The sequence below is a fragment of the Pseudomonas sp. B22129 genome, assembly GCF_044218875.1.
Lineage (GTDB): Bacteria > Pseudomonadota > Gammaproteobacteria > Pseudomonadales > Pseudomonadaceae > Aquipseudomonas.
In genome coordinates, this window is record NZ_CP162592.1 from 1722694 (window position 1) to 1744400 (window position 21707).

19 protein-coding genes are annotated in these 21707 nt (G+C 59.3%); 15 read left to right on the plus strand and 4 right to left on the minus strand.

The window, feature by feature from the left end; translation table 11 throughout:
• Nucleotides 1-14: 14 nt before the first annotated feature.
• A complete protein-coding gene (locus AB4P94_RS07800) occupies nucleotides 15-1382 on the minus strand; it encodes an inorganic triphosphatase (RefSeq protein WP_395610072.1) in 1368 nt (455 codons plus the stop codon).
• Between the two features lie 158 nt (nucleotides 1383-1540).
• Here AB4P94_RS07800 and argE point away from each other — a divergent pair, with 158 nt between their 5' ends.
• Nucleotides 1541-2689: an acetylornithine deacetylase gene (argE, locus tag AB4P94_RS07805; RefSeq protein ID WP_395610073.1), complete on the plus strand. Its 1149-nt coding sequence runs from the start codon at nucleotides 1541-1543 to the stop codon at nucleotides 2687-2689.
• A gap of 135 nt (nucleotides 2690-2824) precedes the next feature.
• Nucleotides 2825-4123, plus strand: coding sequence for an amino-acid N-acetyltransferase (gene argA, locus AB4P94_RS07810; RefSeq protein ID WP_395610074.1), 1299 nt, complete (start codon nucleotides 2825-2827; stop codon nucleotides 4121-4123).
• A 145-nt stretch (nucleotides 4124-4268) separates the two neighbouring features.
• Here the strand turns inward: argA and tauA are convergent, their stop codons facing one another.
• Entirely contained in the window at nucleotides 4269-5255 is a 987-nt protein-coding gene (gene tauA / locus AB4P94_RS07815; RefSeq protein ID WP_395610075.1) for a taurine ABC transporter substrate-binding protein, read from the minus strand.
• Nucleotides 5256-5625: 370 nt separating this feature from the next.
• Between tauA and AB4P94_RS07820 the strand changes: the two genes are divergently transcribed.
• From AB4P94_RS07820 to AB4P94_RS07855, 8 genes are all read left to right on the plus strand, one after another.
• On the plus strand, nucleotides 5626-6996 hold the full coding sequence (locus tag AB4P94_RS07820; RefSeq protein WP_395610076.1) for an OprD family porin: 1371 nt from the start codon (nucleotides 5626-5628) through the stop codon (nucleotides 6994-6996).
• 273 nt (nucleotides 6997-7269) lie between these two features.
• The gene (locus AB4P94_RS07825; protein ID WP_003195267.1) at nucleotides 7270-7908 is read left to right on the plus strand and encodes a peroxiredoxin; all 639 of its coding nucleotides are present in this window, start codon (nucleotides 7270-7272) and stop codon (nucleotides 7906-7908) included.
• A gap of 315 nt (nucleotides 7909-8223) precedes the next feature.
• Nucleotides 8224-8817, plus strand: a complete 594-nt coding sequence (ssuE, locus tag AB4P94_RS07830) for an NADPH-dependent FMN reductase (protein ID WP_176996843.1) — start codon at nucleotides 8224-8226, stop codon at nucleotides 8815-8817.
• A 95-nt stretch (nucleotides 8818-8912) separates the two neighbouring features.
• Nucleotides 8913-9881: a sulfonate ABC transporter substrate-binding protein gene (locus AB4P94_RS07835; protein WP_395610077.1), complete on the plus strand. Its 969-nt coding sequence runs from the start codon at nucleotides 8913-8915 to the stop codon at nucleotides 9879-9881.
• A gap of 25 nt (nucleotides 9882-9906) precedes the next feature.
• On the plus strand, nucleotides 9907-11055 hold the full coding sequence (ssuD, locus tag AB4P94_RS07840; protein WP_395610078.1) for an FMNH2-dependent alkanesulfonate monooxygenase: 1149 nt from the start codon (nucleotides 9907-9909) through the stop codon (nucleotides 11053-11055).
• Between the two features lie 9 nt (nucleotides 11056-11064).
• Entirely contained in the window at nucleotides 11065-11853 is a 789-nt protein-coding gene (ssuC, locus tag AB4P94_RS07845) for an aliphatic sulfonate ABC transporter permease SsuC (protein WP_395610079.1), read from the plus strand.
• Entirely contained in the window at nucleotides 11850-12656 is an 807-nt protein-coding gene (gene ssuB, locus AB4P94_RS07850; RefSeq protein ID WP_017139537.1) for an aliphatic sulfonates ABC transporter ATP-binding protein, read from the plus strand. Before ssuC ends, ssuB begins: the two co-directional genes overlap by 4 nt.
• Nucleotides 12657-12684: 28 nt before the next feature.
• Nucleotides 12685-12900 (plus strand): molybdopterin-binding protein, encoded by a 216-nt coding sequence (locus AB4P94_RS07855; RefSeq protein WP_003213899.1) that lies wholly within the window; start codon nucleotides 12685-12687, stop codon nucleotides 12898-12900.
• Between the two features lie 136 nt (nucleotides 12901-13036).
• Here the strand turns inward: AB4P94_RS07855 and AB4P94_RS07860 are convergent, their stop codons facing one another.
• Nucleotides 13037-13666: a TetR/AcrR family transcriptional regulator gene (locus AB4P94_RS07860; protein ID WP_395610080.1), complete on the minus strand. Its 630-nt coding sequence runs from the start codon at nucleotides 13664-13666 to the stop codon at nucleotides 13037-13039.
• Between the two features lie 219 nt (nucleotides 13667-13885).
• Nucleotides 13886-15262 (minus strand): glutamine synthetase family protein, encoded by a 1377-nt coding sequence (locus tag AB4P94_RS07865; RefSeq protein WP_003213894.1) that lies wholly within the window; start codon nucleotides 15260-15262, stop codon nucleotides 13886-13888.
• 278 nt (nucleotides 15263-15540) lie between these two features.
• On the opposite strand from AB4P94_RS07865, the gene AB4P94_RS07870 reads away from it, so the two are divergent.
• From AB4P94_RS07870 to AB4P94_RS07890, 5 genes are all read left to right on the plus strand, one after another.
• Nucleotides 15541-16320: a gamma-glutamyl-gamma-aminobutyrate hydrolase family protein gene (locus tag AB4P94_RS07870; RefSeq protein ID WP_395610081.1), complete on the plus strand. Its 780-nt coding sequence runs from the start codon at nucleotides 15541-15543 to the stop codon at nucleotides 16318-16320.
• Nucleotides 16321-16359: 39 nt separating this feature from the next.
• Entirely contained in the window at nucleotides 16360-17718 is a 1359-nt protein-coding gene (locus tag AB4P94_RS07875; protein ID WP_028618371.1) for a glutamine synthetase family protein, read from the plus strand.
• Nucleotides 17719-17776: 58 nt separating this feature from the next.
• Nucleotides 17777-19141: an aspartate aminotransferase family protein gene (locus AB4P94_RS07880; RefSeq protein ID WP_395610082.1), complete on the plus strand. Its 1365-nt coding sequence runs from the start codon at nucleotides 17777-17779 to the stop codon at nucleotides 19139-19141.
• Between the two features lie 193 nt (nucleotides 19142-19334).
• On the plus strand, nucleotides 19335-20429 hold the full coding sequence (locus AB4P94_RS07885; RefSeq protein WP_026083135.1) for a polyamine ABC transporter substrate-binding protein: 1095 nt from the start codon (nucleotides 19335-19337) through the stop codon (nucleotides 20427-20429).
• A 151-nt stretch (nucleotides 20430-20580) separates the two neighbouring features.
• Nucleotides 20581-21675 (plus strand): polyamine ABC transporter substrate-binding protein, encoded by a 1095-nt coding sequence (locus AB4P94_RS07890; protein WP_395610083.1) that lies wholly within the window; start codon nucleotides 20581-20583, stop codon nucleotides 21673-21675.
• Nucleotides 21676-21707: the final 32 nt, after the last annotated feature.

Here is a 21707-nt window from a genome sequence, read left to right on the forward strand (position 1 = left end):
CCGCGATAGCGTCCTTACAGACGCAGCAAAGTCTTCCACGCGCGGTTCTGGTACACCGCAATCGCCTGATGCATGCGCGCATCCAGCGACTCATCGGTGATCAGTTGGTTGGCCAATTGCGCCAACTTGTTCAGCTCGCCGTACAAACGGTCCATCTCCGCAATGTCCACGACGTGGCGGGCATGGTGCAGCCAAGCCTGAATGCGCTCAATGCGCGGCAGTTGCTCAGCCAGATCTTCCGGCTGTTGCTGGTAGCGCGGCAGTTGCAAGGCGACGGCATCGTCGGCCAGCAGGCGTGGCAGCCAGTTGGTGATCTGGGCGGCGCCCTGGCGGTTGCCGCGCACATTGCGCTCGGCAGTCCAGCTGCGGGCCAACAACCAACGCGAAGCGTTCAGTGAGAACAGGCCCCAACGCACGTCGTCCAATTCTTCGATGAACTGCTCCGGCGCCGCTTTGCGGATGTCTTCATCGTCATCACCGGCCTGCACCAGCGGGCGCCAGTCTTCCAGCAGGGCATCCAGAGCGCTGCGCAGTTCGCTGGTGGATTGACGCGGTGCGGCCTGGCCGAGGCTGCCGATCAGGGCGCGCAATTCGCCGAGGTTGTCGACCCAGTCCTGCAGCAGGCGCCAGTGGCCATTGAACCGGTACTGTTCGGCCAGGCGCTGGCTGCTGCCGAGCAGGTGCCACATGATCGCGGCGAAGGCGTCGTCCAGCGGCATTTCGGCGTGAATCTGCGGTGCCGGCAGGCTCAGCGAGTAGCTGCTGGCGTCATACAGGCGGTAGCCGCGCTCGGCCTTGCTGATATCGCACGGCATCAGCGCGAGGGTCGCGGCCAGTTCGGCAGCCAGTTCCAGCAGAGCCGCCGGTTCGCCTTCGCGCAGTTCCAGTTCCAGCTCGCAGATTTCTTCTTTCTGCTTGCCGACCACCACATGGCCCAGGTCCAGCGCGGCTTCGATGACCACTTTGGCTTTGCCACGGCCCCAGGCGATTTCGGCGCGTTCACGCACGAAGTCGGTGGTGAAAATCGGCTTCAGGGTCTTTTTGTCCAGTTCGGCCAGTTGCTCGGGCCAGCATTCGCCGTCGAGTTTCTTCACGTCGAGCTTGGCTTTGGGCAGGTCCCAGTTGTATTCGTTGCGTTCCGACAAGCCGGCGACGCTTTGGCCACGGGTCTTGAGGGTCTGGATGATGTCGTCACCGTCCTTGCGCAGGCGCAGGGCAACTTTGGCCTGGGCCAGGTCGCGCTCGGGGGTGTCGAAATACTGGTTCATCAACTCACGGCGTTCCCAGCCACTTTTGTTGCGTTTTTTCAGGAGCGGGTGCTCACGCAGCGCGGCGAGGGTCTCGCGGCTGACGCGGAGCTTGATTTCGGTTTCTTTTTGCATGGCCGGAACATCCAGGATCGGGAGTGCAGCCGGGGAAAAGAGTGGCTGCCAAGGTCGTGCAGTGTACAGGACTGAGCCCGGCAACGTGCCGCAACGGTTTATTGTGTCGTGCAGATGGCTCTATAGTGGGGCTCATCCGGGAAGTTGAGAGACCGCGCATGCCGTTACCGTCCATGAAAGAGCAGTTCGCCGCGCTGATTGCCGCGCCTTCGGTCAGTTGCACCCAAGCGTCTCTCGACCAGACCAACCGCCCGGTGATCGATCTGCTCGCCAGTTGGCTGGGTGATTTGGGTTTTGCCATCGACATTCAGCAAGTCAGCCCCGGCAAATTCAACTTGCTGGCGAGTTTCGGCAGCGGCCCCGGCGGGCTGGTGCTGGCGGGCCATAGCGATACCGTTCCGTATGACGCCGCGTTGTGGAAGACCGATCCGCTCAAGTTGACGGAAGTCGACGGCCGCTGGGTAGGATTGGGCAGCTGTGACATGAAAGGTTTTTTCGCCCTGGCGATTGAGGCGGTATTGCCGCTGCTGGATCAACCGTTCAAGCAGCCCTTGCTGATTCTTGCCACTTGCGATGAAGAAAGCTCGATGTCCGGCGCGCGCGCGCTCGCCGAGGCAGGTCGCCCATTGGGCCGCGCTGCGGTGATTGGTGAGCCGACCGGCCTGAAGCCGATTCGCCTGCACAAAGGCGTGATGATGGAGCGCATCGACATTCTCGGCCAAAGCGGCCATTCGTCGGATCCAAGCCTGGGGCACAGTGCCCTCGAAGCCATGCACGATGCTATCGGCGAGCTGCGCGGCCTGCGCCTGGCCTGGCAGCGCGAATACCGCAACCCGCAATTCAGCGTGCCGCAGCCGACCATGAACTTCGGCTGCATCCATGGCGGCGATAACCCCAACCGTATCTGCGGCCAGTGTTCCCTGGAGTTCGACCTGCGCCCGCTGCCGGGCATGGACCCGCAGGTACTGCGCGACGCCATTCGCCAGAAGCTCGAGCCCCTGGCCGAACGGCATAAAGTGAGGATTGATTACGCGCCGCTGTTCCCCGAAGTGCCGCCGTTCGAACAGCCCGAAGACGCCGAGCTGGTGCTAGTTGCGGAACGTTTGACCGGTCATCGTGCCGAAGCAGTGGCGTTTGGCACTGAAGCGCCTTATCTTCAGCGCCTTGGTTGCGAAACCCTGGTATTGGGCCCTGGCGACATCGCCTGCGCCCATCAGCCGGGCGAGTACCTTGAAATGTCACGCTTGGCGCCTACAGTGCGTCTATTGCGTGAACTGATCGAGCACTACTGCCTGAAACCTGCATAAATTAACCCCTGCCCATTCGTACATAGAAGGAGAGCGAGCGTGTCGCCAAGCCTGTTCCGACGATAACCATCAGCCCGTTGTGCGCTTTCACGATTCATCCTTTTTCGGCTGCTTTTTATTACAGGCCCAGGTTTTATGCCCGAATACGTTAATTGGCTTCGTCACGCTTCGCCCTACATCAATGCTCACCGGGACTGCACCTTTGTGGTCATGCTGCCCGGCGACGGTGTGGAACACCCGAACTTCGGCAATATCGTCCACGACCTGGTGCTGCTGCACAGCCTCGGCGTGCGGCTGGTGCTGGTTCACGGTTCGCGGCCACAGATCGAAACCCGCCTTGAAGCACGCGGCCTGACCCCGGCTTACCACGAAGGCTTGCGCATCACCGATGCCGCGACGCTGGAGTGTGTGATCGACGCGGTTGGCCACTTGCGTATCGCCATTGAAGCGCGCCTGTCGATGGACATGGCGTCCTCACCGATGCAGGGCTCGCGCCTGCGTGTGGCCAGCGGCAACCTGGTGACCGCGCGGCCGATCGGCGTGCTCGAAGGCGTGGACTATCACCACACCGGCGAGGTGCGCCGCGTTGACCGCAAGGGCATTAACCGCCTGCTCGACGAGCGCTCCATCGTGCTGCTGTCGCCGCTGGGCTATTCGCCGACCGGTGAAATCTTCAACCTGGCTTGCGAAGACGTCGCGACCCGCGCGGCCATCGACCTGGGTGCCGACAAACTGCTGTTGTTTGGTGCCGACCTCGGCCTGATCGATGAACACGGTCGTCTGGTGCGCGAATTGCGCCCGCAACAAGTACCCGCGCACTTGCAGCGCCTGGGCAGCAACTACCAGGCCGAACTGCTCGATGCTGCCGCCGAGGCTTGCCGTGGTGGGGTAGGGCGCAGCCATATCGTCAGCTACGCCGAAGACGGCGCCTTGCTCACCGAGCTGTTCACCCGGGACGGTGGCGGTACGCTGGTGGCCCAGGAGCAATTCGAACTGGTGCGCGAAGCGGCGATTGAAGACGTCGGCGGTTTGCTCGACCTGATCAGCCCGCTGGAAGAGCAGGGCATTCTGGTGCGGCGTTCGCGGGAGGTGCTGGAGCGTGAGATCGAGCAATTCAGCGTGGTCGAACGTGAAGGCATGATCATCGCCTGTGCGGCGTTGTATCAGATCGCCGACTCGGATGCGGGTGAGCTGGCGTGCCTGGCAGTGAACCCGGAATACCGCCATGGCGGGCGCGGTGATGAGTTGTTGGAGCGCATCGAAACCCGCGCTCGCGCGCAGGGGTTGAAGACGTTGTTCGTGCTGACGACCCGTACGGCTCACTGGTTCCGCGAGCGCGGTTTTGAACCGAGCAGCGTGGACCGCCTGCCGTCGGCGCGGGCGTCGCTGTACAACTATCAGCGTAATTCGAAGATTTTCGAGAAGGCGCTATAAGCCATATTTTGAAAACGAAGCAGGTCAAAATGTGGGAGCGAGCTTGCTCGCGAAAGCGGAGTGCCAGTCAATACATCTTTAACTGACCCACCGCATTCGCGGGCAAGTCGAATCGTCGCACCGCCGCTCCCACATTGGACTGTGTTCAATCCTTAATGAATCTGTCGGTCACGAAGGCCGAATAGTCCGGCAGCACCGTTTCAACCTTCCCTTGTTCCTTCAAGAACTTCGCCGTTTCCCCAATCGCCTTCGCCGTACCGCCTTTGAGCAGCGCCTCGGTTTGCTGTGCCTTGGCGTCGGGAAAAGTAGTGCCGGCCAATAGTTCAGGAATGTCGGTCGCATTTGATCCTGTCAATTTTGCGATTTTTTGCACCGGCTCGGAATCTACCGTCCAACCGTCTTTATGGGCGGCGTAGTCGGCGAAGGAGTCGAGGGTGACCTTGGCAAACCTGGCCACTACGTCAGGATGTTTTTCCGCAAAATCCTTGCGTGCTACCCACACCTCAAAGGTCGGCGCGCCCCACTGACCCACCTGGGCCGCGTCTGTCAGGGTTTTTCCGGTTTTACGGATCTCTCCGAGGGCTGGCGACCACACAAATGCACCGTCTATATCGCCACGTTTCCACGCGGCAGCAATTTCGGCGGGTTGCAGGTTCACCACTTTGACTTGTTTGGTGTCCAGCCCCCAGTGCTTGAGCGCGCCGAGCAGGCTGTAATGAGAGGTTGAGACGAAAGGCGTGGCGATGGTTTTGCCCACCAGGTCCTGCGGTTTGTCGATGCCGCTGCCGTTGCGCACCACCAGGGCTTCAGAAGCATTGATCTGCGCCGATACGATAAACGCCACAATGGGTAGGTTGCGTGAAGCCGCTGCTGCAAGGGGGCTGGAGCCCAGATTGCCGATTTGCACGTCGCCGGACGCGATGGCCGTGACGACTTCCGGCCCGCTGTTGAAGCGGCGCCAGGCGATCTTTTCGCCAATGGCTTTTTCGTAGAGGCCGTCGGCCTGGGGGACTTTGCTGGGATCGATACCGGTTTGGTAGCCGATGGTTAAGTCGGCCGCTTGGACACCAAAAGAAAGTATTAGTGACACAAAAACTGTAACAAATTGACGGGAGGATGTGCGTTTGGCCATGATGGCGTCGCCTTTTTGATCGTGGGTGACGTATGCAACAGTACGGCCACACTAATCGATCTAAAAAAGCGCTGGTAAATACCATTTTGGCATTAGCTTATGGAGCGGCTGGTCTACGCTGACGGGCTCGTTTTATAACAACCCTTATGCCTGAATCGTATGAAAAAGAATGAAAACATTCTTTTTGGGTGTATGAAAAACTCATTACCCTGCAGGGACCAAATCAACTGCGGTTAGACGAAGGTAGTAGACACACAAAGTTACGATTGACTTGGTAGTCACTATCCGGCGCTAATCGCGCATCTGTGGATCGAGGGCGTCAGACCCGAGACCTTAGAAATACAAAAATTAGAAATGAGAGGAGCGGTACATGAAGAAGTCAACATTGGCGTTGGCTGTGACCCTGGGCGCAATCGCTCAGCAAGCAGGCGCTGCCGGTTTCATCGATGACAGCAAAGTAACACTGGGTCTGCGTAACTTTTACATCAATACCGACAACCGTGACTCGGCCGCTGGCACTGCAGCCAACAAGCGCGCCGGTGTTCAGAGCAAGAACGAAGAATGGGGCCAAGGCTTCGATCTGCGCTTCATCTCCGGTTTCACCCAAGGCACCGTAGGCTTCGGTCTTGATGCTATCGGCCTGTTGGGCGTTCGCCTGGACTCCGGTGGCGGCACCAACGGCGCTACTGCTTCTTCCTACGGCGGCACCGTGTTTCCGAGCAAGTCCAATGGCGAAGCCGTTGATAACTTCTCGAGCCTGGGCCTGACGGCTAAAGCCAAGATCTCTCAGACCGAACTGAAGCTGGGTACGCTGATGCCTAAGCTGCCGGTTATCGTGTCCAACGATGGCCGCCTGCTGCCGCAAACCTTCCAGGGTGGCCAGATCACGTCCAACGATATCAAGGACTTGACACTGGTTGCCGGCCAGATTGAAAAGGCCAAGGGCCGTAACTCCAGCAACGTCGACAACCTGTCGATCGCGGGTGCCAACAGCCGTGGCGTCAACTGGCGTGACAGCAACAAGTTCTACTTCGCCGGTGGTGACTACAAGATCACCAAGGACCTGACTGCCCAGTACTACTACGGCAACCTGGAAGACTTCTACAAGCAGCACTTCCTGGGTCTGACCCACAACTGGGCTATTGGCCCGGGCGTTCTGAAATCCGATCTGCGTTACTTCAACAGCTCTGATGACGGTAAAAACAGCCACGAATCTGCTTACTACTCTTCGGGCAACTACAACGGTTTCGCTTCGGGTCGTGGCAAGGTCGACAACAACCTGTATAGCGGCCTGTTCCTGTACACCGTTGCCGGTCACACCTTTGGTGGTGGTTACCAGGTCAGCAATGGCAGCAGTGACTTCCCTTGGTTGAACCAGGGCGACGGTTCGTCTGCTTACATCACCACTGACATGCAGATCGCCAAGTTTGCCCGCGCTGGCGAACGTACCTGGCAAGCTCGCTACGCATTCGACTTCGCCAAAGTTGGCGTTCCTGGCCTGACTGCTGGTGTTGTGTACCTCAAGGGTACAAACATCGACACCGTCAACGCCGCTCGTGCCGAGTTCACCGGTCAGTCCGAGTGGGAACGTGACATCACCGTTGCTTACGTGATTCCAGAAGGCCCACTGAAAAATCTTGGTGTCGCCTGGAAAAACGCTATGTGGCGCAACGATGTTGCTTCCGCGCGCGATCAAGACGAAAACCGTGTAATCGTCAGCTACTCGTACGCATTCAAGTAACTGCTTAAAGCCTTGCCCGGCGCAACGCCGGGCAAGGTATGTTGCTTTCAAGTCGGGCTCAACCCCCGCAAGCCCTTCCTGAATCCCCTCTTTGTACAGCGTCTCAAGGCCTTCTCGAACCTTGGAATCAATGGTGCTCCTCGGCCGTTGCGGCGTCCAATGAACAGATTTTTAATATTCCTTTATGATCTAAATAAATCGATATTTATTCTTTTTAAATAATCCCTAACCCATGCACAGTGGGCTCCATAAGCACCCATCAGGAGCCACACCATGAGCCTAAGACTGGGCGACATCGCCCCCGACTTCGAGCAGGATTCCAGCGCCGGCAAGATTCGTTTCCACGAATGGCTGGGCGACAGCTGGGGCGTGTTGTTTTCCCATCCGGCTGACTTCACCCCGGTGTGCACCACCGAGCTGGGCTTCACCGCCAAGCTCAAAGATGAATTCGCCAAGCGTGGCGTCAAGGCCATCGCGCTGTCGGTCGACCCGGTGGACTCGCACCACAAGTGGATCGAAGACATCAACGAAACCCAGAACACCGTCGTCAACTTCCCGATCCTGGCGGATGCCGACCGCAAAGTGTCGGACCTCTACGACCTGATCCACCCGAACGCCAGTGACACCCTCACCGTGCGCTCCTTGTTCGTGATCGACCCGAACAAGAAGATTCGCCTGACCATCACCTACCCGGCCAGCACCGGCCGCAACTTCCACGAAATCCTGCGGGTCATTGATTCGTTGCAGCTGACCGACAACCACAAAGTCGCCACCCCCGCCAACTGGCAGGACGGTGATGAAGTGGTGATCGTGCCGTCGCTCAAGGATGAGGAGGAGATCAAGAAGCGCTTTCCGAAGGGGTATCGCGCGGTGAAGCCGTACCTGCGTCTTACCCCACAACCGAATCGCTGAAGCTGAAATCGTTATCGCGGGCAAGCCCGGCTCCCACAGGTGACCGCATTCCCCTGTGGGAGCCGGGCTTGCCCGCGATGGCGGCGGAACATGCAACACAAGTTCCGAATTGAAACCGAATCACATAGCAGGGGTTTTCAGGCCGTTTCGACGGCCTTTTTTTTCGCCCGAAGCTTTATAGGGCTCATATTCATTTTAAGAATAAACAAATGAAAAAATGAGATTTATAGATATATAAATATGCTGATAGGGTCTCTCCATCTTGGCGACATCGCCACACAGCGAACCGCCGACACTTGCTCAAGGAATACCTGCATGCTGGTCGTAACACTTGGAGGCAGCCCCAGCCAGCGTTCCCGCTCCGGGGTCTTGCTGGATAAAACCCGTCAGTGGCTGCAGCAAAAAGGCGTGGAAGTGGTGAGTTATCAGATACGGGACTTCCCGGCCGAAGACTTGCTGCACGCCCGCTTCGACAGCCCCAAGGTCATCGACCTGCTGCAACAAGTGGCCAACGCCGATGGTTTGGTCATCGCCACGCCGGTATACAAGGCTTCTTTTTCCGGCGCACTGAAAACCGTGCTCGACCTGCTGCCCGAACGCGCCCTGGCCCACAAGATCGTCTTGCCGATGGCCACCGGCGGCAGCATCGCCCACATGCTGGCGGTGGACTACGCCTTGAAGCCCGTGCTGTCGGCCTTGAAAGCTCAGGAATTGCTCCACGGCATTTTTGCCGAAGACAGCCAGATCGCTTACGGCGAAGGCAGTGCCCAGGCGCAACTGGTGCCGGTGCTCGAACACCGTTTGCACGAGGCCCTGGAGACCTTCTACAGCGCCATGGCCCGTCGCCCCAAACCGCTTGACCCCCATGTGTTGAATGAACGTTTGTTGAGTGCTCGCTGGAGCATTTAAGCCTCACCGGTTTTTTGTAGTACTCACCTTACTCAGCCGCCAACGGCCAAGCAGGTGCAGCCAACCCCCTCATCGCATTATTTGGAGAGAGCGCCATGCGCACTGTCATCTTGCGTCGTGGTCTGGTCGCACTGTTTGCTGCGGCTGTGTCCTTCGGCGCCATTGTTCAAGCCCAAGCCGCTGAAACCCTGTGGATCGGCTATCAGAAATACGGCACGCTGGTGCTGCTCAAGGCCAAGGGCTCGCTGGAAAAGCGCCTGGCCGCCCAAGGCGTGCAGGTGCAGTGGACTGAATTCCCTGGCGGCCCGCAATTGCTCGAAGGCCTGAACGTCGGCTCCATCGACTTCGGCGTCACCGGCGAGACCCCACCGGTCTTCGCTCAGGCTGCCGGCGCCGACCTGCTTTACGTTGCCTACGAACCGCCCGCGCCGACCAGTGAAGCGATCCTGGTGCCGAAAGATTCCACGATCAAATCCGTCGCCGAGCTCAAGGGCAAGAAAATCGTCCTGAACAAAGGCTCTAACGTGCACTACTTGCTGGTGCGCGCCCTGGAAGATGCCGGCCTCAAATACACCGACGTGCAAACCGTGTTCCTGCCGCCTGCCGACGCCCGTGCCGCCTTCGAGCGTGGCAGCGTGGACGCCTGGGTGATCTGGGACCCGTACCAGGCTGCCGCCGAGAAACAACTGCAAGCGCGCACCCTGCGTGACGGTACCGGCATCGCCGACAACCACCAGTTCTACCTGGCCACCAAGCCTTACGCCACGCAGCACCCTGAAGTGATCAAGGCGTTGGTGGAAGAAGTGCGCGCGGTGGGCGAATGGTCCAAGGCCAACCCGCAGGAGGTGACCGAACAAGTCGCACCGCTGCTCGGCCTGCCGGCTGATATCACCCTGACCTCGGTGAAACGCCAAGGCTACGGCGCGCTGTTCCTGACCCCGGAAGTGGTCGCCGCCCAACAGAAAATCGCTGACAGCTTTTACCAACTCAAATTGATCCCCAAGCCCTTGAACATCAAGGACGTGATCTGGACGCCACCCGCCGCCGTCGCCAAAGCGCCGTAATCCGACTTCTTCAGGAGACAACTCCATGAGCCTCAATATTTTCTGGTTCCTGCCTACCCACGGCGACGGCCATTACCTTGGCACCGCCGAAGGCGCTCGCGCCGTCGACCACGGTTATTTGCAGCAAGTGGCCCAGGCGGCTGACCGCCTGGGTTTCGGCGGGGTGCTGATCCCCACCGGCCGCTCCTGCGAAGACTCGTGGCTGGTGGCCGCCTCGCTGATCCCGGTGACCCAGCGTCTGAAATTCCTCGTCGCATTGCGCCCCGGGATCATTTCCCCGACGGTGGCCGCGCGTCAGGCCGCGACCCTCGACCGCTTGTCCGGTGGCCGCGCGCTGTTCAACCTGGTCACCGGCGGTGATCCGGATGAATTGGCCGGCGATGGCTTGTTCCTCACCCACGAGGAGCGCTATCAGGCCTCCGTGGAATTCACCCGTATCTGGCGCCGCGTGCTGGAAGGCGAAACTGTGGATTACGACGGCCAGCACATCAGCGTCAAAGGCGCCAAGCTGCTTTACCCGCCGATCCAGCAGCCGCGTCCGCCGCTGTACTTCGGCGGTTCTTCCGAAGCGGCCCAGGACCTGGCAGCCGAACAGGTGGAAATGGTGCTGACCTGGGGCGAGCCGCCAGCAGCCGTCGCGGAAAAAATCGCGCAGGTGCGTGCCAAGGCCGCGAAACTTGGGCGCACTGTGCGTTTCGGCATCCGCCTGCATGTGATCGTGCGTGAAACCAACGCCGAAGCCTGGCAGGCCGCCGACAAACTGATCTCCCACGTGGACGATGAAACCATCGCCCGCGCCCAGGCGTCGCTGTCGCGCTTTGACTCGGTGGGCCAGCAACGCATGGCCGCGTTGCATGGCGGCAGCCGCGACAACCTGGAAGTCAGCCCCAACCTGTGGGCCGGTGTCGGCCTGGTGCGCGGCGGTGCCGGTACTGCGCTGGTGGGCGATGGCCCAACCGTTGCGGCGCGGGTCAATGAATACGCGGCGCTGGGCATCGATACCTTTATCTTCTCCGGTTATCCACACCTGGAAGAGTCGTATCGGGTTGCCGAACTGTTGTTCCCGCACCTGGATATCGAACGTCCCGAGCTGCCCAAAGGCGCCGGCTACGTCAGCCCGTTCGGCGAAATGGTCGCCAACGACATCCTTCCCAAAGCTGCGTCACAGAGCTGAGGCGCCGCCATGAACCTTGAAAAACTGAGCCATCGCGTGGCGCCCTGGGTGCTGCCGATTCTATTGCTGGCGGTGTGGCAGTTGTCCGTGTCGGCGGGTTGGTTGTCGACGCGCATTCTGCCGGCGCCCAGCGCGGTGATCGAAGCCGGGGTCAACCTGGTGCGCACCGGCGAGATCTGGAAACACCTGGCCATCAGTGGCTGGCGTGCCGGGCTGGGCTTCGTAATCGGCGGCAGTATCGGCCTGATTCTGGGCTTTATCACTGGCCTGTCGAAGTGGGGCGAGCGCCTGCTGGACAGTTCGGTGCAGATGATCCGCAACGTGCCCCATCTGGCGCTGATTCCGCTGGTGATCCTGTGGTTCGGCATCGACGAGACCGCGAAGATTTTTCTGGTCGCCCTCGGCACGCTGTTCCCGATTTACCTGAACACCTACCACGGCATCCGCAACGTCGACCCGGCGCTGGTGGAAATGTCGCGCAGTTATGGCTTGTCCGGGTTCAGCCTGTTCCGTCAGGTGATCCTGCCGGGCGCGCTGCCATCGATTCTGGTCGGCGTGCGCTTTGCGCTGGGCTTTATGTGGCTGACGCTGATCGTGGCGGAAACCATCTCGGCCAGTTCCGGTATCGGCTACCTGGCGATGAACGCCCGCGAGTTTTTGCAAACCGACGTGGTGGTATTGGCCATCGTCATGTACGCGATCCTCGGCAAACTCGCCGACCTGGCCGCCCGTGGCCTGGAGCGTGTGTGGCTGCGCTGGCACCCGGCTTACCAAGTGAATAAAGGAGGTGCGGCATGACCGCTCAACAACCTCCGCGCCTGCTTAAAGGCATCCCGCTGGCGGTGCGCAAACTGCGCAAGGCCTTTGGTGCGCGGGAAGTGCTCAAAGAGATTGATCTGCATATTCCGGCGGGCCAGTTCGTGGCCGTGGTCGGTCGCAGTGGTTGCGGCAAAAGTACTTTGCTGCGCCTGCTCGCCGGTCTGGATAAAGCCAGCGGCGGCGAGCTGCTGGCCGGCTCTGCACCGCTGAGCGAGGCGATTGAAGACACGCGGTTGATGTTCCAGGAAGCGCGCTTGCTGCCGTGGAAAAAGATCATCGACAACGTGGGCCTTGGCCTCAAAGGCAACTGGCGCCCCAAGGCGCTGGAGGCCCTAGAAGCGGTCGGCCTGGCCGAGCGCGCCAATGAGTGGCCGGCGGCCTTGTCCGGTGGCCAGAAGCAACGCGTGGCCCTGGCACGTGCGTTGATTCACCAGCCACGCCTGCTGTTGCTCGACGAGCCGTTGGGCGCACTGGATGCCCTGACCCGCATCGAGATGCAGCAACTGATCGAAAACCTCTGGCAGAAGCACGGTTTCACCGTGTTGCTGGTCACCCACGACGTCAGCGAAGCCGTAGCAATTGCCGACCGGGTGATCCTGATCGAAGACGGTGAAATCGGCCTGGACCTGATCGTTGACCTGCCGCGCCCACGCGCCCGAGGCTCACATCGCCTGGCTGCGCTGGAAGCTGAAGTGCTCAACCGTGTGCTGTCGTTACCCGGCTCGCCGCCGGAACCCGAACCTGTTTCACCGCTGCCTACGCAATTGCGTTGGGCTCAATAACTCACTTGTCCCCTGAAGGAAGAAGACCATGACTATTAAAGCCATCAACGTGCGTAACCAGTTCAAAGGCACCATCAAGGAAATCGTCGAAGGCGACGTGTTGTCGGAAATCGACGTGCAGACGGCGTCCGGCATCGTGACTTCGGTGATCACCACCCGTTCGGTGAAAGAGCTGGAGCTGGTAATTGGCAGTGAAGTGATTGCGTTTGTGAAGTCCACTGAGGTGTCGATCGCCAAGTTGTGATCAAAGTCTGCGGTGGTTTTGATGCCGCCTTCGCGAGCAAGCCCGCTCCCACACTTGAATGCATTCCAACGTTGGAACTCGGTCGAATGTGGGAGCGGGCTTGCTCGCGAAGAGGCCTGCCCAGCCACCACAATACTCAACGCTTGGGCAAATACGCCGGCAAGTAGAGCCCCACATACGCATCAAACACCCGCATGCCTTCTTCAGCCATGCGCGCTGTGATCTGCCCGTGCTGGTGTATCGAGCGCGCATATACGCGGTCGCTCAGTTCCAGCGCCAGGGCAAACACATCCACATCACTTGGCAACGTCGGCACTTCAAAGTGGTGGCTGAACACCGCCAACATCAACTCGCCCAATTCCAAGTCATGCTGACGGTCCGCCTGGGTTACTTCGGTCAGGCCATGTTGCGCCAGGATCAACTGCCGCGCGGCCGCGTCGTGTTCGTAGATCGCGAGCATGCGCTGTTCGACGATGCACGACAGGTCACGCCAGTGCTTGAGTGAGTCATGGTCGATGGGCGCCTGAATCGCCGCGCGAAACGCTGCGTGCACATCCGCCGTCAACGCCTCCAGCAACGCCGGTACGCTGGCGAAAAAGTGATACACCGATGACGGTGGAATCTGCGCACGTTCGGCCACGCTGTAGATCGACAAACTCGCCACGCCTTCGGCGGCCAGCAAGGTGCGGGCAGCGTCGAGGATCGCGTCGATCCGGGCCTGGCTGCGGGCGCGGGGTTTGCGAGGGGCGGCGGGGCGGGTGGTCATGGAAGTCTCCTACAAGGCAGCGGGCATTGTATGAGCAGGAAGGTGTGTTGTCTGCCAGGCCGCCATCGCGGGCAAGCCCGCTCCCACATTTTGGTCTGTGGATGCAGTCAGATGTGGGAGCTGGCTTGCCTGCGATGAGGCCACTTCGGTCTCCCAGAAGAAACCCATAAAAAACGCCACAGACCAAAAGCCTGTGGCGTTTTTTATTGCAGCCGCCGCTTAGACGGTATGCAGGTACCAGTTGTACTCAAGGTCGGAGATGGAGTGTTCAAACTCTTCCAGCTCACTTTCCTTACAGGCAACGAAGATATCGATGTATTTAGGATCGATGTACTTGGCCATCACCTCGCTGTCGTCCAACTCGCGCAATGCATCACGCAGGTTGTTCGGCAGGCTCTGTTCGTTCTGCTCGTAGCTGTTGCCTTCCACCGGTGCGCCAGGCTCGATCTTGTTGGTCAGGCCGTGGTGCACGCCTGCCAGTACCGAAGCCATCAGCAGGTAAGGGTTGGCGTCGGCGCCGGCTACGCGGTGTTCGATACGTACGGCGTCGGACGAGCCGGTCGGTACGCGAATCGCCACGGTGCGGTTGTCCAGGCCCCAGCACGGCGAGTTCGGCACGTAGAACTGTGCGCCGAAACGACGGTAGGAGTTGACGTTGGGGCACAGGAACGCCATTTGGGCGGGCAGGGTCTCCAGCACACCGCCGATTGCGTGACGCAATGCGGCGTTCTGCTCGGGATCCTCGCTGGCAAAAATGTTTTTGCCGTCCTTGTCCAGAATGGAGATGTGTACGTGCAAACCATTGCCTGCCTGGCCTGGGTAAGGCTTGGCCATGAAGGTGGTGTCCATCTCATGGTCGTAGGCGATGTTCTTGATCAGGCGCTTGAGCAGTACCGCGTAGTCGCACGCCTTGATCGGGTCGGCCACGTGGTGCAGGTTCACTTCGAACTGCGCCGGGGCACTTTCCTTGACGATGGCGTCGGCCGGGATGCCTTGCTCTTTGGCACCTTCCAGAATGTCCTGGAGGCAGTCGACGTATTCGTCGAGGTCGTCGATCAGGTAGACCTGTGTCGAGTGCGGGCGTTTGCCGGAGATCGGCGAGCGGGGCGGTTGTGGGCGGCCGTTCACGTTCTCCTGGTCGATCAGGTAGAACTCAAGCTCGAAGGCGGCGCAGATGGTCAGACCGAGGTCGTCAAATTTGCTTACAACTTGGCGGAGCACTTCGCGAGGATCGGCGAAGAAAGGTTCACCTTCCAGTTCGTGCATGGTCATCAGCAGTTGCGCGGTAGGGCGCTTTTGCCAGGGTTCATTGCACAGGGTATCGGGGATCGGATAACAGATTCGGTCAGCATCACCGATGTCCAGACCCAGGCCGGTGCTTTCCACCGTCGAGCCGTTGATATCCAGGGCAAATAAAGAGGCAGGCAGGTTAATGCCCTTCTCGTAAACCTTGTGGAGGCTGGTGCGTTCGATGCGCTTGCCGCGCACCACACCATTCATATCCGCAATTAGAAGGTCTACGTACAGAACCTCAGGATGATCCTTAAGGAACGCGTTCGCTTCGTTAAGCTGAACGGCACGCGGGGGTACCGACATGATGCAACACCTTTGTTGTTAAAAATATCAATCATTGATCTTTTCTGGTTTCAGTCAACCCGAACGGCTTGCCGAAGTCAAGCGAGGCCTTTTTTGCCCTAAAAAAGCGCCTTGAAGGCTTTTTTGGGGCTTTTTGGGGCGGTTTTTTGGGTTTGGGCGGCTTGGGACTAGCAGGCTTGAGCGGGCCGTGTTGTATTTTTTACGGGGGTGTTGTGTAAAAAAATGAACAAGGCTAAGCTCGATTCAAACCCATAACAGCAATAATACCGGGGTGCTTCATGTCTCGCCTGCCGTTAATCGGCGTCACCGCCTGCTCCAAACAGGTCGGTCTGCATGCTTATCACATCAGTGGCGACAAATACGTCCGTGCAGTGGCTACCGCTGCCAAGGGCCTGCCATTGATCATTCCGTCCCTTGGCGATCTGCTCGACCCGGCCAATATTCTTGACGGCCTGGACGGCATCCTGTTTACCGGCTCTCCTTCCAATATCGAACCCTTTCACTACGACGGTCCGGCCAGCGCGCCCGGGACTGCTCATGATTCTGCACGCGACCAGACCACCCTGCCATTGCTGCGTGCCGCCATTGCGGCAGGCGTTCCGGTGCTGGGTATCTGCCGTGGCTTTCAGGAAATGAACGTGGCGTTTGGCGGCAGCCTGCACCAGAAGGTTCATGAAGTGCCGGGCATGATGGATCACCGCGAAGACGACACCCAGCCGCTGGACGTCCAGTACGGCCCGGCCCACGCCGTGGCGATCTCCCCGAATGGGGTATTGGCAAGCCTGGGGTTGCCGCAGACGATTCAGGTCAACTCGATCCACGGCCAGGGCGTTGACCGCCTCGCGCCGGGTTTGCAGGTTGAAGCGACCGCTACCGATGGGTTGATCGAAGCTTTTTCTTACACGTCGGGCAAGGCTTTTGCTTTAGGAGTGCAATGGCACCCCGAATGGCAGGTAAGCTCTAACCCGCACTACCTCGCGATCTTCCAGGCCTTTGGCACGGCTTGTCGAAAGCGGGCGATGCAACGCGACGCGGATGCTGCGTCAACTTACGCCTGACCTTTAATGGATGTCAGGAAACACAGCCCAGAGGCATTTATGAGTAACAACCTCGACCAGCTCACCGATTGGTTGAAAGACCACAAGATCACAGAAGTCGAATGCATGATTGGCGACCTAACGGGCATCACCCGGGGCAAGATCTCGCCGACCAACAAGTTCATCGCCGAAAAAGGCATGCGCCTGCCCGAGAGCGTTCTGTTGCAGACCGTGACCGGCGACTATGTCGAAGACGACATCTATTACGAACTGCTCGACCCGGCCGACATCGACATGATCTGCCGCCCCGACCAGAATGCCGTGTACCTGGTGCCCTGGGCCATCGAGCCGACCGCCCAGGTGATCCACGACACCTACGACAAGCAAGGCAACCCGATCGAGCTGTCGCCGCGTAACGTGCTCAAGAAAGTCCTCAAGCTCTACGCCGACAGAGGCTGGCAGCCGATCGTGGCGCCAGAGATGGAGTTCTACCTGACCAAGCGCTGCGAAGACCCGGACTTCCCGCTGCAACCGCCAATCGGCCGTTCCGGGCGCCCGGAGACCGGTCGTCAGTCCTTCTCTATAGAAGCGGCCAACGAATTCGACCCGTTGTTCGAAGACGTCTACGACTGGTGCGAGCTGCAGGAACTGGACCTCGACACGTTGATCCACGAGGACGGCACCGCGCAGATGGAAATCAACTTCCGTCACGGCGATGCCTTGTCCCTGGCTGACCAGATCCTGGTGTTCAAGCGCACCATGCGTGAGGCCGCGCTCAAGCACAACGTGGCCGCCACCTTCATGGCCAAGCCAATGACCGGCGAGCCTGGCAGCGCGATGCACCTGCACCAGAGCATCATCGACATCGCCACCGGCAAGAACGTCTTCTCCAATGAAGACGGGACCATGAGCCAGCTGTTCCTCAACCACATTGGCGGCCTGCAGAAATTCATCCCTGAATTGCTGCCGCTGTTTGCCCCCAACGTGAACTCGTTCCGCCGCTTCCTGCCAGACACCTCGGCGCCGGTGAACGTGGAGTGGGGCGAAGAAAACCGCACCGTCGGCCTGCGCGTACCGGATGCCGGCCCGCAGAACCGTCGCGTGGAAAACCGCCTGCCGGGCGCCGACGCCAACCCGTACCTGGCGATTGCCGCCAGCCTACTGTGCGGCTATATCGGCATGGTCGAAGGCCATAACCCGAGCGCGCCGGTGGTCGGCCGTGGCTACGAGCGCCGTAACCTGCGCCTGCCGTTGACCATCGAAGACGCCCTGGAGCGCATGGAAAACAGCAAGACCATCGAGAAGTACCTGGGTCAGAAATTCATCACCGGCTACGTCGCGGTCAAGCGGGCCGAGCATGAAAACTTCAAGCGTGTGATCAGTTCGTGGGAGCGGGAATTCCTGCTTTTCGCCGTCTGATGCGCCGGGCGCGCCGAGGAAAAGGCGCGCCCTCACCTGAAACATCTAGGAGATTGGTATGTCCAGCAACAACCCGCAAACCCGTGAATGGCAAGCCTTGAGCAGCGATCATCACTTGGCGCCGTTCAGCGATTTCAAGCAATTGAAAGAGAAGGGCCCACGGATCATCACCAAAGCCCACGGCGTTTACCTGTGGGACAGCGAAGGCAACAAGATCCTCGATGGCATGGCTGGCCTGTGGTGCGTGGCGATCGGTTACGGTCGCGATGAACTGGCTGATGCCGCCGCCAAGCAGATGAAAGAACTGCCGTACTACAACCTGTTCTTCCAGACCGCACACCCGCCGGTGCTGGAGTTGGCAAAAGTGATTTCCGACGTAGCGCCAGCGGGCATGAACCACGTGTTCTTCACCGGTTCCGGCTCCGAAGGCAACGACACCATGTTGCGTATGGTCCGCCACTACTGGGCGATCAAGGGCCAGCCAAACAAGAAAACCATCATCAGCCGCAAGAATGGCTACCACGGCTCCACCGTGGCCGGCGCCAGCCTCGGCGGCATGACCTATATGCATGAACAGGGCGACTTGCCGATCCCGGGCATCACCCACATCGCCCAGCCGTACTGGTACGGCGAAGGCGGCGACATGAGCCCGGAAGAGTTCGGGATTTGGGCCGCCAACCAGCTGGAAGAGAAAATTCTGGAAGTCGGCGTGGACAACGTCGGTGCCTTCATTGCCGAGCCGATCCAGGGCGCCGGTGGCGTGATCGTGCCGCCAGACACCTACTGGCCGCGCATCAAGGAAATCCTCGCCAAGTACGACATTCTGTTTGTCGCCGACGAAGTGATCTGCGGTTTCGGCCGTACCGGTGAGTGGTTCGGCAGCGACTTCTACGGCCTCAAGCCGCACATGATGACCATCGCCAAGGGCCTGACTTCCGGCTACATCCCGATGGGTGGCCTGATCGTGCACGACGACGTGGTGGCCGTGCTCAATGAAGGCGGTGATTTCAACCACGGCTTCACCTATTCCGGGCACCCGGTGGCGGCGGCGGTGGCGCTGGAAAACATCCGCATCATGCGCGATGAAAAAATCATCAGCCGGGTTCACGAAGAAACGGCACCGTATTTGCAGAAACGTCTGAGGGAACTGGCTGATCACCCGCTGGTGGGTGAAGTGCGCGGTGTGGGCATGCTCGGGGCGATTGAGCTGGTGCAGGACAAGGCCACGCGCAAACGTTACGAAGGCAAAGGTGTGGGCATGATCTGCCGCACGTTCTGCTTCGAGAACGGCCTGATCATGCGCGCCGTGGGCGACACCATGATCATTTCGCCGTCGCTGGTGATCAGCAAAGCTGAAATCGACGAGCTGGTGACCAAGGCTCGCCACTGCCTGGACCTGACTTTGGCGGCATTGCAGGGCTAAGTGCTAGGCTCAGTGCGCAGCGGCTTTCGGGTGCTGCGTGCTGAGCAGTTTTAAATGAGGCTTTGGTTGAAAGCCGGCCTCTGAACTTGCCAGACTGTCGCCCTGTTTTGTTGCCCTTAGACGGGCCGCTTAACGATGAAGAACGTGGCCCAAAAAAGAAAAATTGGAGCATCACCAAATGAAGGCATTAGGTTTGAAGAACGCTGGCAAGACCCTCCTCGCCTTGTCCCTGATGGGCGCAATGGCGGGCGCGGCCCAGGCAGACGATAAAGTGCTGCACGTCTACAACTGGTCCGACTACATTGCACCGGACACCATCGCCAACTTTGAAAAAGAGTCGGGCATCAAAGTGGTGTACGACGTTTTCGACAGCAACGAAACCCTGGAAGCCAAGTTGCTGGCAGGCAAGTCCGGTTACGACATCGTCGTACCGTCGAACAACTTCCTCGCCAAGCAGATCAAGGCCGGCGTTTACCAGGAGCTGGACAAGTCCAAGCTGTCCAACTACGACAACCTGAACAAATCCCTGCTTAAAGCCGTGTCGGTCAGCGACCCGGACAACAAGCACGCTTTCCCGTACATGTGGGGCTCGATCGGCATCGGCTACAACCCGGAGAAGGTCAAGGCTGCGCTGGGCGTGGACAAGATCGATTCGTGGGACGTGCTGCTCAAGCCTGAAAACATTGCCAAGCTGAAAAGCTGCGGCGTGAGCTTCCTGGACTCGCCGACCGAAATGCTGCCGGTGGCGCTGCATTACCTGGGCCTGCCCACCGATACCCAGAAAAAAGCCGACCTGAAACAGGCCGAAGACCTGTTCCTCAAACTGCGCCCTTCGATTGGCTACTTCCACTCGTCCAAGTACATCTCGGACCTGGCCAACGGCAACATCTGCGTAGCCGTGGGTTATTCGGGTGACATCCAGCAGGCCAAGTCCCGTGCGGCTGAGGCCGGCGGCAAGGTGAAAGTGGCCTACGACATTCCGAAAGAGGGCGCCGGCAGCTTCTTCGACATGGTCGCCATCCCTAAAGATGCCGAAAACGTCGACGCGGCCTACAAGTTCATGAACTACCTGCTCAAGCCGGAAGTCATGGCCTCGATCACCAACAGCGTGCGTTTCCCGAACGGTAACGAGAAAGCCACCGCACTGGTCGACAAAGACATCACCAGCGACCCGGGCATCTACCCGCCAGCGGACGTGCAAGCCAAGCTCTACGCGATTGCCGACTTGCCGGCTGCAACCCAGCGTGAAATGACACGCAGCTGGACCAAGATCAAATCGGGCAAGTAAGCCTTAAAACAGTAGGAGGGGCAGGTTGACTGCCCTTCTTACACATTAAATGACAGAAAGTTTTGCCGGATCGGTTTATCGAGGGTAAGTTGCGCGCCGGTTTTGTTGCCGGGCAACAACTTAAGGCCCAACTAGTTAAGAGGACCTCCACTTGCCAATTTCTTTTTTCCGCCAAGCCATGCTGGTGGGTGCTGGTATCACGCTGGCGTTGAGCGTGCAGGCTGCGCCGACTGTGCATATTTATAACTGGTCGGACTACATTGGCCCGGACACCCTGGCCAACTTCGAAAAGGCCACCGGCATCAAGCCTGTATATGACGTGTTTGACTCCAACGAAACCCTGGAAGGCAAGTTGCTGGCCGGGCGTACCGGTTATGACGTGGTCGTGCCGTCCAACCACTTCCTCGGCAAGCAGATCAAGGCCGGGGCGTTTCAAAAGCTCGACAAATCATTGCTGACTAACTATTCCAACCTCGACCCGGTGCTGCTCAAGCGCCTGGAAAAGAACGACCCGGGTAACCAGTATTCCGTGCCGTACCTGTGGGGCACCAATGGCATTGGTTACAACGTCGATAAAGTGAAGGAAGTGCTGGGCGTCGACCATATCGACTCCTGGGCCGTGCTGTTCGAGCCGGAGAACATGAAGAAGCTGGCCAGTTGCGGCGTGTCGTTCATGGACTCGGCGGATGAAATGCTGCCGGCGGTGCTCAACTACATGGGCCTGAACCCCAACAGCACCAACCCTGAGGATTACAAGAAGGCCGAAGAGAAGCTGCTCAAAGTGCGGCCCTACGTGACCTACTTCCATTCGTCCAAATACATCTCGGACCTGGCCAACGGCAACATCTGCGTGGCGGCAGGTTTCTCCGGCGATGTGTTCCAGGCCAAGGCCCGTGCGGCTGAAGCGGGCAAAGGCGTGAACATCGCCTACACGATTCCGAAAGAAGGCGGCAACCTGTGGTTTGACGTGCTGGCGATCCCGGCGGACGCCGCGAACGTCAAAGAGGCCCACGCCTTCATCAACTATTTGCTGAAGCCTGAGGTGATCGCTCAGGTCAGTGATCAAGTCGGTTACGCCAACCCTAACCCAGGGGCGGACAAACTGATGGAGCAATCGATACGCACCGACGCAGCGGTTTACCCACCGCAGGCGGTTCTCGACCGGACATTCGTCAACTTCGAGCTACCCCCGAAAGTGCAACGTTTAATGACCCGTAGCTGGACCAAAGTCAAGACGGGCAAGTAAGGCTCAACTTATCCAGGGTTCGCCCGTTTGGG